This window comes from Gemmatimonadaceae bacterium, assembly GCA_035606695.1.
Classification (GTDB): domain Bacteria; phylum Gemmatimonadota; class Gemmatimonadetes; order Gemmatimonadales; family Gemmatimonadaceae; genus JAQBQB01.
The window spans coordinates 528003-541895 of record DATNEW010000026.1; the positions used below are offsets into that span (position 1 = coordinate 528003).

Consider the following 13893-nt stretch of genomic DNA (forward strand, 5'->3'; position numbering starts at 1 on the left):
AACGAGGCGTAGCGCGGCCCAACTCAGTACCGCGTGTAGAGGAACGCGGCCACATCGGCGGCCTCGCTCTTCGACAGGCTCAAGTTCGGCATACCGCTGCCTGGCTTGAAGGACTGCGGCGAGCGAACCCACGCCGCGAGATTTTCCGGCGTGTTCGGCAAGACTCCGGCGATGTAGCTGCGAACGCCGAGTCCGTTGAGCGGCGGCCCGATCATGCCATTCGCGTGCGGTACGCCGCCGATCGCGTGACAGGCACCACAGCCGTTGTCGGAGACGAGCGTGCGCCCCCGCTCGACGCTGGCCGATTCAGCCAAAGATTCCGTCGCCGACGGCGATGTCCGGCAAGCGCCGAGCGTGCTCAGCGCGGCGAGCACAAGCGCCCAGGCGATTTGCCGTGTTCGAGCGAGCATTGCGTGCGAGTGAGATTGGAAATGTCGCGGCAGTGCGGCTGCAAGAGTCGCGCGCGCTGTTCCGCGGCCGCGTGCCTCCCGTTGCGGCTGGGGTTGGCAGCACGTTGATTGCAAATGTTTGCGGCTTCTCGCTTCGCGCCGATCATGCGACTGCGCTCGACACTTCGAATCGTCTGTTCGGTCTCGCTGCGCGCGATGTGTCTCACGTTCGCGGCGGCCGGCGTCGGTGCGTGCCGTAGCTCTTCCAACGCGTCCGCGGCAGCCGAGCGCGGGCGGCGCGCGATCGCGACGCTCGGCTGCGGGGCGTGTCATCTCATCGATGGGGTTCCAGGCGCGAACGGGCTGGTCGGCCCGTCGCTGGCGGGAATCGCGTCGCGAGCGATGATTGGCGGCGATCTCCCCAACGATTCGACGAACTTGCTTCGGTGGATCGTCAACCCTCAGGCGATACGGCCCGGCGTTGCGATGCCGCCGCTAGGCAACGTCTCGGCGCAGAGGGCGCGCGATGTGGTGGCGTACCTCGAGACGTTGCGCTAGCCCGCGCGACCTCACCGCACGCCGCCGCCGGCAGCCACGGCGCCGTGTGCTCCGGCCATCCTCGACAGATCCGGCATGAACACCAGCAGCCCATCATCGGGCAGCGTTCGATGGTACCCCGCCACGAGCTGGTCGTGATACCGCCCGATGTCGAAGTCGAACGGATCCGCCGGCGACTCGTCGATCACCTGCATGTCGGCGTGCACCATGAACAGCTTGCCGAACTCCAACGTGCCGCCGCGAAAGAGCATGTAGTTCGGCGCCGCGGTATCGGGCTGCATTCTCAACACGGCGACCGCGTTCGGCGATGGCGCGCCAAAGTATTGCATCAACCGATCTTGATCGATTTTCGCGGCCACCAGGTGCCCGCGGATGGTGGGCGGCGGCAACAGTGTCGTTGGATCGATGAACAGATCGTTGCCGGCGACGCGCATGCCTTTCGCCTTGCTGAGATCGAGCAGATCGGCCAGCGTCACGCCGAGCGCCTTCATCAGCCCCTGGCCGGGAATGGTGCAGATCTTCATCGAGATGGGATGAATCCGCATTTCACCCGCGGGCGTGACGTTGATGTCGCCGACCATCTCGAACGGAATGTCGACGACTTTGTGCAACACACCGCGCTGAATCAGGTGCTGGCCGTCGGTGGTGAACGATAGATCGCGCAGCGGCGCCCCCCGATACGCGAACACGTACGTGTTCATCAACCGCGACAACTCGGCCAACGGAAAGCCGACCGTTCCCGTGTCGATGGCAAGCACGAACGAATTCTTGTCGTCGAATGCGACGACGCCGTCGGTGCGCGTGCTATGCATGCGTCCCTCGAGACTCACGAGATCGAGCGCGACGCCATTCCAGACGTGGAATCGCACGTTGCGGAAGCTCGCGTTGACGACGGTGTCGTTCGTCTCGGCATGGCTAATCGGCGCGGTAGCGGCCGTCGCCGCGCGCGAAGGCGCCTGCTCGATGATGTACGCCGGCGCGCCGCCACAGGCGCCGAGCAGTACGAGCCACGCCAATCTCCGCTGGTGAAACGATCGCATCGTCGCCTCGAGTCGAGTGCATTGATGACAAACCCGTCGAATGTCGAATGAGGTTCCTACACTCGGGTCTGCCAATCGCCGCGCACGAGTCGTGCAGCGGTCCACCCGCATCTTCATGCATGCGAGACGCCCCATGACATCACATCGCTCTGCCTTTCGATTTTCTCTGGTTTCCTTGCTCGCCGGATCGCTGACGTTCGCCGCGGCGTGCGGCGGCAACAACGCAGCGTCGCGCGGCGACACCGCGTCGGCCAGCGGAACGGTCGCCGGAAGCACCCCTTCGACAACCAGTCCAGCGAACGCGCCGGCCATGGTGCGCGGTTCCATCCAGTCGCTGACGGCCAACATGCTCACCATCCGCAGCGACAGCGGCACGGTTGAAGTTCAGCTCTCACAGCCGGTACAGATCTACAGCCGCCAGCCCGCGACCCTCGCGCGCGTGACACCGAACGCGTTCATCGGCGTCACGACGGTGAAGCAGCCCGACGGCACCGAACAAGCCACCGAGATTCACGTGTTTCCGGAAGCGCTGCGCGGACTTGGTGAAGGAAGCCGGCCGATGAAGAGCGGCGCCGGCGCCGGCTCCGGCAGCACGATGACGAACGGCAGCACGATGACGAACGGCAGCACGATGACCAACGGCAGCACCATGTCCAATGGCAGTGTGAAGAACGCGAACGGCACCACGTTCGTCGTGCAGTACGCCGGCGGCTCGAAGACAGTCGTCGTTCCGCCGAACACGCCGGTCACCGAGATCGTCGCTTCGTCGACGCCGCTGTCCGTCGGTCAACAGGTTGTCGTGCTCGGCACGAAGCAACCCGATGGATCGCTGACGTCGAACCGCGTGCTGCTCGCGGGCAAATAGTTCATTGTTGCCGCGCGAGCCGGCGCCGGCGAATCGTCTCGACGGCGTCGAACAACTGATCGAATGAGTCGACCACGAAGAGCACGTCCTGGAAGTGATCGATCTCGAACGGCTGCGACAACACGGCGTCGAGCGTGAATGGGCGGCGGTCGCATTTGGGGCCGAGCGCGTTCGCGGCGTCGCCGTGTGAGGAAATGAGACCGCTGCCGTAGACCTTCACGCGATTGTCTTCGCGCACCAATCCGAACTCCACGGTGAACCAGAAGAGACGAGCCATCTGCGTCGTCTCTTCTTCGCTCGCGGCGTCGGCGGCGAGTGCGCCGAACTGCTGAAGGAAATCGGCGAAGACGGGATCGGAATGCAGCGGTACATGGCCAAAGACGTCGTGGAATATGTCGGGCTCGGGCAGGTAGTCGAGCTGCGCGCGCGGGCGCACGAACAACGTCGTCGGAAAACGCCGCCGTGAGAGACATCTGAAGAATTGCGCCGCGGGAATGAATCCCTGCACGCCGACCGCGGCCCATCCGGTCCGCGCCGCCAGCCGCCGGTTCACATCAGCGAGATCCGGCACGCGGTCCGGCTCGAGCCCGATGCGCTCCGCGCCCTCGAGATAGACGTGGCTCGCCGTATCACGCAGCGTCGCCATTCGCCGCTCGAACAAAATGCGCCACACCTCATGCGACTCGGCGTCATAACGGCTGTAGTCCTGCTCGATGAAGTCGGGGAGATCGGCGGTCTCGTTGCCGTGGGCGGTAGTTGCGGCGTGATCGTGCATCGTCGGCTCAGGATCGGGGTTGGTTGGTGCGCAAAAAAATCGGCCCGTGGAATTGATTCCACGGGCCGTTGCGGGGTTTCGTCTGTCGCGATCGTCTATCGCAGCGCGAACGAGCTCCCACGTCCCGGGAATTGGGGCGCGTAATAATACGTGGAGTAATAGGAGCGGTTCGCGGCGGACGTCATGGGTTGGACTTTATGGGCGGGGCGTGGGTTCGTCAAGCGGGCAGGCGGGTGGCGTAAAAAAACTATACTACGAACAGATCGGACAAAGTCCGACAAAATCTGATCTTGTCAGACTTTGTCTGATCTGGTCGTTCTATCAAAGGGCGCCGCGCACCGACACTTCCCTACGGAAAGATCACCGGAAACACGATGTCGGTCGTGAAAATGCACCGATCGTTGTGCCCGCACTCCGGAACGATGATGGCCTTGTGCTTGGCGCCCATCGTCTCGGTGACATATTTATAGAACGCTTCACCGCGCGCGCGCCGCGTCGGGCCCTGCGCCATCGCGTTCGGCGACGAATCGAATCCCCCGAGTGGCAACACGTCCACCTGGCCCAGGAGATAGGTGGTCGGCCGTTCGACGAGCTGCTTCCGCAGCTGATCCGCCGACATGCCGGCGACATAGCCGGCAAGATTCTCGAGGCCCGCCGGCCACTGGTTGAAGCCGGGCGCCTTGCTGGCGTCGAACGCACCGAACGTGAAATTCGAATTCACTTTTTCGCCGTTCGGCCCAAGCGCTTCCTTGTCCGCGCTCGCCGGATCGGCATTTCCGGTCGGCATCGGACGCTCGGCCACCGGCCACGCGTAGCTCGACGGATTGGCGACGGCGTACGTGATGGTCACGCCGGGCGTATTGTACACCTTGCTCGCCATCTCGTACCGCGTCGCGAATTGTCCGCCCGCTGAGTGTCCTGTAATGACAATTTTGGTAAGATTGGGAAACATCTTCTTGTCGGCGAGCTTGCGCACGATCTCGTCCACGAAGTCGAACGACGTGAGCGATGGATTACTCGGCGCCGCGCCGCCCGACCGCCAGGAGTTCCGGCCTTCGGGCCACAGGACCTCGTTCGCATGCGCCGTGTCGCGGCCGGCGATGAATCGCGGCGCGACGATGACCGTGTTGTCGAGCGCCTTCGCCAGGAAGCCGGCGGCCATCGCCGTCTCGAAGTAATGGTCCGCGTTGCGGCCGGCCCCGTGAACCATCACCAGGGCTCGGGTGATTGATGCATTGCGGCGGTCGAGCGGGTACGAGGCGTAGACCATCGACCGCGCGGGACCGCCGTTCCAGGTGATCCACCGCTCGCAGGCAGTGACGGCGTGGGTACATGGCGCGATGGATTGCGCGCCGGCAGCGGAAAGGGCGAGCGCGCTCGCCACGGCGAAGAATGCGGATGTGCGCATGTGAATCGGAGTGAGTGGCAGAAGTCACGAAAACCGCGTAGTCTCGTTGAGACATGATACCGAGGCGGAGAACCCATGTCGATGTCGTACACACGCATCGCGATCGCCGAGCCCGAGGTCCCCGCGGCTCGTGAGCCATTGCTCCAGCACGCGCTGGACACCTATGCGAGTGAAACGAACAAGGTGGCGTCGGTGTGGTCGGCGTTCGACGACGACGACCTCTCGTTCAAGCCCCATCCGCGTTCGAGCAGCGTCGGCGACATCCTCAAGCATCAACTGCTGTCCGAGCGCCGATTCTTCGGCGAATTTCTCGGATCGCCCGAGCCGGCACCGGCCGACGTGGTCCCGTCGTCCCTTAGCGTGCAGTCGGCCGTCGATCGCTTGGCCGCGCTGGCGAGACCGCGCCTGCAATTCCTGGCTATCCAGCCGAACGAGTGGTGGACGGGGCGCGTTCCATTCTTCGACGTCGAGCGCGAGCGCATCTGGATCTTCTGGCGGCGCGTGCTGCACACGGCGCATCACCGCACGCAGCTCACGGTGTATCTGCGGTTGCTCGATCGCGCGGTGCCGCCGACCTACGGACCGACGGCGGATGTGCTGTGGAGCGGGGCCGATCCAACGACCAGCGTCGCGGCGGCGGGGCGGAGGTAGCCGCATAGGTTGTCATCCCGAGCGGAGGAGCTCTCCTCGGCAACTGAAGGGTCCTTCGCTTCGCTCAGGATGACGCAGCAGCTCTACCGATACTCCTCCATCAACTCCCCAAGCGCCCCACTGCCCGGACACAAAGCCTCGAACGGCAGATCGACGAGCGGCTGTTCGACGGTTCCACTCACCGCGTGCATATCCGCCGAGTTCTCGTCGATGTGCAGCAATCCGGTGACGACCTCCCCGCGCGCCATGTGCTCCCGCACATAGCTGTACGCCGTATCGCGATTCGTCGGATCGTAATGCTCCGGCACGCTGCGAAAGCGAACGACGCTCCCGTCGTGCATGGTAATGCTCGCGACGCCGCCTGCATCCGTACCATTCGCGGTGATCTCGCGGCGCAGTGGAATGAAGTCCACCGGGGTCGCGTCCTGAATGTGCTCGCGGGTGTAGCGGTAGCTCTTCGTCGACGAGTCGTGATCGTTGAAGCTCACGCACGGCGAGATCACGTCCACGAGCGCGAAGCCGTTGTGGCGCACCGCCGCCTTGAGAATCGGCACGAGCTGCGCCTTGTCGCCCGAAAACGCGCGCGCGACGAACGTGGCGCCAAGCGTGAGGGCCAGCAGCACCGGATCGATCGGCGGCTGCACGTTCGCTTCGCCGCGCTTGGACTTCGATCCCACGTCGCTCGATGCCGAGAACTGGCCCTTGGTGAGACCGTACACGCCGTTGTTCTCGAGCAGGTAGAGCATGTTCACGTTGCGGCGAATCGCGTGACAGAGCTGGCCGAGCCCAATCGACAGCGAGTCGCCGTCGCCGGAAATGCCGACGTAGACGAGATCGCGATTGGCCGCGTTCGCGCCCGTCGCGAGCGACGGCATGCGGCCGTGCACGCCGTTGAAGCCGTGCGATTGGCGCAGGAAATAGGCGGTCGTCTTCGACGAACATCCGATGCCGCTCATCTTCGCGGCGCGGTGCGGAGGCACGTCGAGCTCCCACAGGGTTTGGACCAGTGCCGCCGTGACGGAGTCGTGTCCGCAGCCGGCGCATAGCGTCGACATCGCGCCTTCGTAGTCGCGGCGGGTGAAACCCAGACCATTGTGCGGAAGGCCCGGGTGCCGGACGGGGGGTTTGGTGATGGATGTCATGTGGTCGCGCCCTCCACGACGTTCGTCATCCCGAGAAGCGATAGCGACGAGGGATCCAACATCCCGATCGAGCGCTCTGGCGGGATGCGAGCTCCCTCGCTGCGCTCGGGATGACAACCGTTCATCACGACCTCCGCCGTCAACGGCAAACCGCCGTAATCGAGAATCGAGATCATCGAGTCGCGCGCCATGCCCGTCTCCAACGCCAGCAACGACCGCAACTGTCCGTCGCGATTCTGCTCCACGACATAGACCGTCTCATGGGCTTCGATGAACGCCTTCACACTCGGCGGGAAGGGAAACGCGCGCAGGCGCATGTAGTCGAGCGCCAATCCCTCGGCACGCAGCCGCGTCACCGCCTCAGAGACCGCGCCATGACAGCCTCCTAATGAGATTACTCCAATAGGCGCCGTCGCCCCCTCCTGCTGCAGATCGAGCGCCGGCGCCGGGACGTGCAGCGACGCGGTCTCGAGCTTTTTTGCCAACCGATCGACGACCTCCTGATACTCGGCCGCATCTTCGGTGTACGTCGCGTGCTTGGTATGCCCCGACCCGCGCGTGAAGTAGCCGCCCTTCGGGTGCACCCCCGGCAGCGATCGCGCCGCGACGCCGTCGCCGTCCACGTCCAGATACCGCGAGAATCGCTCGACCTTCTCCAACTCCTCGGCGCCCAACACCTTGCCGCGGTCGGGACGGTAGCGGTCGTCCCACGCCAGCTTGCGGCACATCCAGTCATTCATGCCGATGTCCAGGTCCGACACCACGAACACCGGCGTCTGAAACCGTTCGGTGAGATCGAACGCGGCGACGGCGAAATAGAAGCACTCTTCGGGATTCGCCGGAAACAACGCGATATGCTTCGTGTCACCATGTGACAGGTAGGCGATCGGCAGCAGATCTCCCTGCTGCGTCCGCGTCGGCATGCCCGTCGAGGGGCCGGTGCGCTGAATGTCGAAGAAGACACCGGGAATCTCGACATAGTACGCGAGCCCGATGAACTCGCTCATGAGCGAAATGCCCGGACCGGCCGTCGACGTGAACGATCGCGCGCCGCACCAGCCGGCGCCGATGACCATGCCTGCCGCGGCCAACTCGTCTTCCGCCTGAATGAGCGCGTACTTGCGCTTACCCGTTGCCGCGTCGACGCGATAGCGCTCGCAATACTCCTTGAACGATTCCATCAAGGACGTCGACGGCGTGATCGGATACCACGCACCGACCGTCGCGCCCGCGAAGACGGCGCCGAGCGCGCATGCCGAGTTGCCGTCGAGCAGGACGTAGTCGCGCGTGGCGTCCATGCGCTCGAGGTGAAACGGCAGCGGATAGTCGAAATGCTGCTTCACGTACTCGTACCCGAGCTCGATCGCGCGAAAGTTGGCGTCGAGGAGCTTGGCTTTCTTCGAGAACTTTTCGCGCAACATCTCTCGCACGATGTCCATGTCGATGCCGAGCAAGGCCACGAGCGACCCGACGTAGCCGATGTTGCGCAGCAGCGTACGTTCGCGGTCGCCCTCGAACGCGTCGACGCACAGGCGCCCGAACGGAATTCCAAGAATCGTGATGTCGGGCCGCTTGAGGACCTCGTTCAACGGCCACGACGAATCGTAGACGAGATATCCACCCGGCCGCACCGACCCGACGTCCTTCGCGTACGTCTCCGGATTGAGCGCGACCACGAGATCGACATGTGCCGGCCGCGAGACGTAGCCGTCCTTGCTGACGCGGATCTCGTACCAGGTGGGCAATCCTTGAATGTTCGACGGAAAGACATTCTTCCCGGTGACGGGAATGCCCATGCGAAAGATCGCTTGCATCAAGAGGCTGTTCGCGCTGGCGGAGCCGGTGCCGTTGACTGTCGCCATCTTGAAGGCGAACGCGTTGGGCTGAGCGATGGGCGATGGGCGTTGGGCGGTGGGCGCGAGGTCAGACATGACTAATCTCCTGGCGCCGAGCTTGCGCCACGCTCACCATGTTCCAGGCATCCTTCCATCCGGTGCCCGGTTGCCCCGCATACGGAGTACGCAGTTCAAACTGCGCCATGTCCCACGCCGCCGTCGGACACCGCTCGGCGCATAGTCCACAGTGCAAGCACACGTCTTCGTCCTTCACCATGATCCGCTTCGTCTGCGGCAGCGGCGCGGACGTGTACAAGTCCTGCCCGGGATTCAGGCGCGGCGCGTTCAGGTGTTGCTCGAGCTCCGGCTCGTCATTCGTGATCGTCAGACAATTCACCGGACACACGTCGATGCACGCATCGCACTCGATGCACTTGCTCGCGGTGAAGTGCGTCTCGACGTCGCAGTTGAGACACCGCTCCACTTCCTTAGCCACCTGCTCGGCACTGAAGCCGAGCTCGACCTCGACGTTCAAGCCGGTGAATCGACGCGTGAGCTCCTCGTGCTGCATCTTCGTGCGTGGAAGCGAGCTGTAGTCGTTGCTGTAGCTCCACGCGTGCATGCCGGCCTTCGCGCTCGTGAGATTCATGCCGTACGCCGGCCGGTCGAGCAGGGAAATGCTTTGACAGTGATTGTGGATCGAGATCGCCGCCTGATGCCCGTGCTCGACCGCCCAGATGATGTTCTGCGGTCCCCACGCCGCGTCGCCGCCGAAGAACACGCCCATGCGCGTCGACTGAAAGGTCGTCTTGTCGACGACCGGCATGCCCCCCTGGTCGAATTCGATCCCGATGTCGCGCTCGATCCACGGAAACGCATTGTCCTGGCCGATCGCGAGAATCACGTCGTCGCACGGAATGACGATCGTGCCCGTCACCTCGCTCTTCTGCTTGCCGTTCTGCTCGAACCATCGCAACTGCTCGAGCTCGAGGCCGACGAGCTTGCCGTTCTCGATGACGAATCGTTTTGGCGCGTGATTCTCGACGATCTCCACGCCTTCCTCTTCAGCATCCTCTAATTCCCACGGCGACGCCTTGAAGTACGGGCGCGACCGGCGCGCGATGACTTTCACGTCGTTGCCGCCCAACCGCCGCGAGGTGCGGCAGCAGTCCATTGCCGTGTTGCCGACGCCGATGATCAGCACGCGCTCGCCAATGCGCTCGATGTGCCCGAAGTGCGCCGACGCGAGCCACTCGATCCCGATGTGAATGTTGCTCGACCCCTCGAGCCGTCCGGGAATCTCGAGATCCTTTCCCGTTGGCGCGCCGCTGCCGATGAACACCGCGTCCCACGAGTGTTCCGGCTCGTCGAGCAGCGCGCGCATGCTCGTGACGGGCGAGTTGTATCGAATGTCGACGCCCATGTCGAGGATGTTTCCAACTTCCTCATCGAGGACACCGGCGGGGAGCCGGAACGACGGAATGTTGATCCGCATCAACCCGCCCGGCTCGGCGATCTTCTCCAAGATCACGACCTCGTAGCCGAGCGGCATGAGGTCGTTCGCGACGGTGAGCGACGCGGGGCCGGCGCCGATCAGCGCGACGCGTTTGCCGTTCTTCACGGCGGGGCTGCGCGGTAAGAATTCTCTAATGTCGCCGCGATGATCGGCCGCGACGCGCTTGAGCCGGCAGATCGCGACCGGTTTGCCGTCGATCCGGCCGCGGCGACACGCCGGCTCGCACGGTCGGTCGCAGGTGCGTCCAAGAATGCCCGGAAAGACGTTGGATTCGCGGTTGAGCAGATACGCTTCGCTGTATCGCCCCTGGGCGATCAGACGGATGTACTCGGGAACGTTCGTGTGGGCCGGGCAGGCCCACTGGCAGTCCACCACTTTGTGGTAGTACTGCGGGTTGGAAACGTCCGTTGGAGTGCGGGGCACGACAGGCGCAACAGGCACGACGGGACGACCGGATGCCGGCATACGTGGCTCCTCTACAGGGCCGAAGCGGTGGCCTATCATCCCACACGGACGCGGGGTGGGCAAGGGGTTTTCCCTTACAGGCCAATTGCGCCTCGGTTCGTTGTATGCAAACTTCCGGTAAGCACCGAGCTCGAGGAGGCGCGGTGACATCAGCTCGAGTTCTGCACATGTACCGCATGTGTGCCCTGGCCGGAACCGTCGCCGGCACCGTCGCGTGCATCGCCGCGGCGAGTTGCGCGTTGCCGAGGCTTGGCGGCGACCCGATCCACGAGCGCGTCTACCCCGCGTCCGCCACGACCGACTCGGCGGCGGGTTCCGTCCGCGACGACGCGTTGATCGTTCAGGTGCGCGAGTTCCCGCACTCGTCGACGATCGCTGTGCTCGCGTGGGACGTCGACGATCCGGATTTTGGTTTGCGCGCCGAGGTGAGCAGGCAGGGCGGGGTGCTGCTGGGGCATCCGCAGTTCGGCAATCATCTATTGTATGTGTCGGCGCAGCTCGTGCGAAGCATGGGCGGCTTTCGGCACGCGATCGCGGAGCCGAATCGCGCCCTCACGGCTGCGAGCACCTCGCGCGATACGTACGCGTGCTATTTCGGCACGCACTGTTCGCCCCAGACGAGCACCGGCGTGTGGCTGCCCGATTCGATTCTTCGCGCGCATCGCGACAGCCTGCTCGTGACGTTTGTCCCGGCGGTCAACGAAGCGTGGACGGTGACGCTGCACCGTGAGTTGATCGAGCACTATTTGCAAACAGTTGATTCCGTGGTTGCGTCGGTCAAGCAGGACAGCAAAGACGACAGCCAACATGACGCGCCTTGACACTGGTGCTCGTGCGCGCGATGGTTTGCGCGCGGGCCGTCCCGGCGCCGCGATCGGCATTATTAGAGTTTCATGAAGCGCCGCGAGGGTCGCATCGATGACGCCCGACGAGCTGCAAATCCCCGAGAGCCAGGCCGCTGCATCGCTTACGCCGCTCGGCGCGGGAGCCGCCGACGGACCCGGATACGTGCCGGGCAACAAACCGTTCTACATCCAATCGCAGATCGACAGCTCCAATTGGGTGCTCACCGCCACGGGCGGCACGCAGCTTCGAATCAACCGCAAGAGCGGTGACCCGAATCAGCTTTGGGTGCGAATCGAGAGCAATCATTCCGGTGTCGTGTATCTCGCGAACCTCGGCGCTCGGCAACGGCTGAGACAGAATGGCCTGCAGGGCGTGGAAGTGTCGCTCGGCGCGTCAACCGACGATTCGGATTCGGCGTATCTCTGGCGATACGACGGCGGCTACTATCTCATGCTGACCGCGTACGTCGATTGGCAGCAGAAATTGAACGTCGCCGGCTATCCCGGCTGGGATGAGAACCGCAGGATCATCCTGTGGCAGTACAGTCAGGGCGCGGCGAACGAGACGTGGTATTTCGTTCCCGACAACATCGACTATCGCATCGACCGCATCGAGTACGATTACCCGAACGCGACGATCGACATCAGCGAAGTCAACGGCGTCGCGGAAAAAGCCGACAACAGCGCCGGCGACGTTCCATTCACGACCGAGGTGCAGCTCGCCTACACCGTCACGACGCGTGCGAGCTTCACGAACTCGGAGACGAACAGTGTCACGACGTCGATCGTCGATCACATCGGATTATCGCTCGCGGTGCCGGAATTTCCGAGCGTGACGGCGGATCACACGACGACGACGGAGAACACGCGCAGCACGACGTTGACGCGGACGCAGGAAACCGACAAGACGACGACGGCCTCGATGAAAGTCACCGTCGAAGTGCCGCCGAGGAAGCGGCTCGCGTATTACATCGTCGTGCGCAGCGGAACGGTCTCGGTTCCGTACACCGCGTGGGTGACGCACACGCTGCCGGATGGGCGGCGCTCGCAGCCCTCACCGATCACCGGCGTATTCCGCGGCACGAATTCGTTCGAGTTTCAAGTCATGACGCGGAATCCCGACCGTCCGGATGAGTCCGCGACGCCCGTAGCGAAGAAGGTCGGTTTAAGCGATCATTGAGCGAGCGGAGGGTCTCCTCATGGGTCAAACGCTGCATCTCGGCGCCCCGACGGTGATCGAATCGTACGCGGACAAGACGCCGTTCGGCGCCGTGTTCGAGGACGACGGCAAGCTCGCCTACTTCTATGCCGTGGATACGCGGCTGGGCGAGCCGGCGATGCTCGACGCGCTTTGCGTGTATCACATCACGTCGGTGGTGAATCATCCGACGCCCGAGCTGGATGCGTTTCGTCCGTGCGATGTGCGCATCGTGTGGTCGGAGGATCAGCAGCACGTCGCGCTGTTGCTCGACGGCTTCGCGCATGCGGCGTTCGACTTCGAGCACAAGCGCGCGTACTGCCGCAGCAATTTCCCCGCGGGGTCCGCGTGGAGTCCGGATGGTCACGCGTGGGATCAGCACGCGGTGGATTTTCTGGATGCGCTCTCCGAGAGCGTGACGCAGCCTGAGTCGCGAGTGTCGACACTGCCGTAGCAGCGTCGACACTCGCCGCAATCGCGTCGAGTCGCGTCGAGTCGCGTCGAGTCGCGTCAGTCGCGCTCGGGACCCGGATCCAATTCAGCGCCGCCGCTGCCCGCGCTGCCGAACTTCGGCGCGGTGATGCCGCCTTTGGTGGTGCGCGGCGGATTGGGTGCGATCGCCTTGTCGTCGGGTGCGTGCGCACCGCCCTCGGCGGTATCCGGTGTGGGTTCGATCTGAGGCGTCTTGTCGGCGTCGTGCTTGTCCATCGGGGCTCCCTGTGTCGGTGCAGGGGAGGTGTGCAGGAAGCGTGCGGGGGTGGAGGCAAGCCGGGTTGAGCGGGGTGCGGGCTGAGCCGGGGGTCGGTGCCTGTGAGTTGAGTTTTGGGTTGCGGGCGGCGGACGCAGTGCAGAAGACGGTTGGGAGTGCGGTGGGGAGCCGATTCGGGGCCTGCGGTCGGAGTTCGCGTGCGGGTGTTGGGCGAAGGCCGTTCTCAGTCGTGATGCCAATGATGCGGTTGTGGGTCGCGGTTCGCTGGTCATTAGACTTCGATGTTAAACTTTGCTGTCAGACTCCGCTGCTAAACTGCGTCGTTAGACTTCGTTGTTAAACTTCGTTGTTCAATTGGCGTTGATATGACTGGGCAGAAGTCAAGGCGTACGGTTGTTGCGACGTCATGAATGTCGGGTTCTAGGACTGAGGACCTACGGCGAAAGCGACGATGAATCCTGCTGATATACGCCGGTCAGCGCAGGGCGCCGGAGCGG

14 protein-coding genes are annotated in these 13893 nt (G+C 63.9%); 6 read left to right on the forward strand and 8 right to left on the reverse strand.

Translation table 11 applies throughout. The features are described from left to right. Positions 1 to 23: 23 nt before the first annotated feature. On the reverse strand, positions 24 to 410 hold the full coding sequence (locus VN706_13245) for a c-type cytochrome (protein ID HXT16597.1): 387 nt from the start codon (positions 408 to 410) through the stop codon (positions 24 to 26). 144 nt (positions 411 to 554) lie between these two features. Between VN706_13245 and VN706_13250 the strand changes: the two genes are divergently transcribed. Continuing rightward, entirely contained in the window at positions 555 to 947 is a 393-nt protein-coding gene (locus tag VN706_13250) for a c-type cytochrome (protein HXT16598.1), read from the forward strand. Between the two features lie 11 nt (positions 948 to 958). Here the strand turns inward: VN706_13250 and VN706_13255 are convergent, their stop codons facing one another. Beyond that, positions 959 to 1987, reverse strand: coding sequence for a hypothetical protein (locus VN706_13255; protein HXT16599.1), 1029 nt, complete (start codon positions 1985 to 1987; stop codon positions 959 to 961). Positions 1988 to 2120: 133 nt separating this feature from the next. On the opposite strand from VN706_13255, the gene VN706_13260 reads away from it, so the two are divergent. Beyond that, entirely contained in the window at positions 2121 to 2852 is a 732-nt protein-coding gene (locus VN706_13260; GenBank protein ID HXT16600.1) for a DUF5666 domain-containing protein, read from the forward strand. Between the two features lies 1 nt (position 2853). On the opposite strand, the gene VN706_13265 is transcribed toward VN706_13260, so the two are convergent. Beyond that, positions 2854 to 3627: a phenylalanine 4-monooxygenase gene (locus VN706_13265; GenBank protein HXT16601.1), complete on the reverse strand. Its 774-nt coding sequence runs from the start codon at positions 3625 to 3627 to the stop codon at positions 2854 to 2856. 349 nt (positions 3628 to 3976) lie between these two features. Beyond that, entirely contained in the window at positions 3977 to 5035 is a 1059-nt protein-coding gene (locus VN706_13270; GenBank protein ID HXT16602.1) for an alpha/beta hydrolase, read from the reverse strand. 75 nt (positions 5036 to 5110) lie between these two features. Between VN706_13270 and VN706_13275 the strand changes: the two genes are divergently transcribed. After that, positions 5111 to 5686, forward strand: a complete 576-nt coding sequence (locus VN706_13275) for a DinB family protein (GenBank protein HXT16603.1) — start codon at positions 5111 to 5113, stop codon at positions 5684 to 5686. An 83-nt stretch (positions 5687 to 5769) separates the two neighbouring features. Here VN706_13275 and VN706_13280 read toward each other — a convergent pair whose 3' ends face one another. Genes VN706_13280 through VN706_13290 form a run of 3 tightly spaced genes read right to left on the reverse strand, consistent with a single transcriptional unit; the run spans position 5770 to position 10602 of the window. Beyond that, entirely contained in the window at positions 5770 to 6828 is a 1059-nt protein-coding gene (locus VN706_13280) for a 2-oxoacid:ferredoxin oxidoreductase subunit beta (GenBank protein HXT16604.1), read from the reverse strand. Then, complete coding sequence (locus VN706_13285) at positions 6825 to 8759, reverse strand: 2-oxoacid:acceptor oxidoreductase subunit alpha (protein ID HXT16605.1); 1935 nt, start codon at positions 8757 to 8759, stop codon at positions 6825 to 6827. The genes VN706_13280 and VN706_13285 overlap by 4 nt, the downstream gene beginning before the upstream one ends. After that, positions 8752 to 10602, reverse strand: coding sequence for an FAD-dependent oxidoreductase (locus tag VN706_13290; protein HXT16606.1), 1851 nt, complete (start codon positions 10600 to 10602; stop codon positions 8752 to 8754). The genes VN706_13285 and VN706_13290 overlap by 8 nt, the downstream gene beginning before the upstream one ends. Before the next feature lie 209 nt (positions 10603 to 10811). On the opposite strand from VN706_13290, the gene VN706_13295 reads away from it, so the two are divergent. The 3 genes from VN706_13295 to VN706_13305 all read left to right on the forward strand — a co-directional run bounded on the left by VN706_13295 (position 10812) and on the right by VN706_13305 (position 13141). After that, on the forward strand, positions 10812 to 11465 hold the full coding sequence (locus tag VN706_13295; GenBank protein HXT16607.1) for a hypothetical protein: 654 nt from the start codon (positions 10812 to 10814) through the stop codon (positions 11463 to 11465). Between the two features lie 97 nt (positions 11466 to 11562). Continuing rightward, a complete protein-coding gene (locus VN706_13300; GenBank protein ID HXT16608.1) occupies positions 11563 to 12669 on the forward strand; it encodes a hypothetical protein in 1107 nt (368 codons plus the stop codon). 19 nt (positions 12670 to 12688) lie between these two features. Beyond that, positions 12689 to 13141, forward strand: a complete 453-nt coding sequence (locus tag VN706_13305; protein HXT16609.1) for a DUF2251 domain-containing protein — start codon at positions 12689 to 12691, stop codon at positions 13139 to 13141. A gap of 56 nt (positions 13142 to 13197) precedes the next feature. Here the strand turns inward: VN706_13305 and VN706_13310 are convergent, their stop codons facing one another. Then, positions 13198 to 13395, reverse strand: coding sequence for a hypothetical protein (locus VN706_13310; protein HXT16610.1), 198 nt, complete (start codon positions 13393 to 13395; stop codon positions 13198 to 13200). Between the last annotated feature and the right edge of the window lie 498 nt (positions 13396 to 13893).

Coding starts and splice junctions, on each gene's coding strand:
- VN706_13245 (HXT16597.1), bottom strand. CDS start 410: ATGCTCGCTCGAACACGGCAAATCGCCTGGGCGCTTGTGCTCGCCGCG.
- VN706_13250 (HXT16598.1), top strand. CDS start 555: ATGCGACTGCGCTCGACACTTCGAATCGTCTGTTCGGTCTCGCTGCGC.
- VN706_13255 (HXT16599.1), bottom strand. CDS start 1,987: ATGCGATCGTTTCACCAGCGGAGATTGGCGTGGCTCGTACTGCTCGGC.
- VN706_13260 (HXT16600.1), top strand. CDS start 2,121: ATGACATCACATCGCTCTGCCTTTCGATTTTCTCTGGTTTCCTTGCTC.
- VN706_13265 (HXT16601.1), bottom strand. CDS start 3,627: ATGCACGATCACGCCGCAACTACCGCCCACGGCAACGAGACCGCCGAT.
- VN706_13270 (HXT16602.1), bottom strand. CDS start 5,035: ATGCGCACATCCGCATTCTTCGCCGTGGCGAGCGCGCTCGCCCTTTCC.
- VN706_13275 (HXT16603.1), top strand. CDS start 5,111: ATGTCGATGTCGTACACACGCATCGCGATCGCCGAGCCCGAGGTCCCC.
- VN706_13280 (HXT16604.1), bottom strand. CDS start 6,828: ATGACATCCATCACCAAACCCCCCGTCCGGCACCCGGGCCTTCCGCAC.
- VN706_13285 (HXT16605.1), bottom strand. CDS start 8,759: ATGTCTGACCTCGCGCCCACCGCCCAACGCCCATCGCCCATCGCTCAG.
- VN706_13295 (HXT16607.1), top strand. CDS start 10,812: ATGTACCGCATGTGTGCCCTGGCCGGAACCGTCGCCGGCACCGTCGCG.
- VN706_13300 (HXT16608.1), top strand. CDS start 11,563: ATGACGCCCGACGAGCTGCAAATCCCCGAGAGCCAGGCCGCTGCATCG.
- VN706_13305 (HXT16609.1), top strand. CDS start 12,689: ATGGGTCAAACGCTGCATCTCGGCGCCCCGACGGTGATCGAATCGTAC.
- VN706_13310 (HXT16610.1), bottom strand. CDS start 13,395: ATGGACAAGCACGACGCCGACAAGACGCCTCAGATCGAACCCACACCG.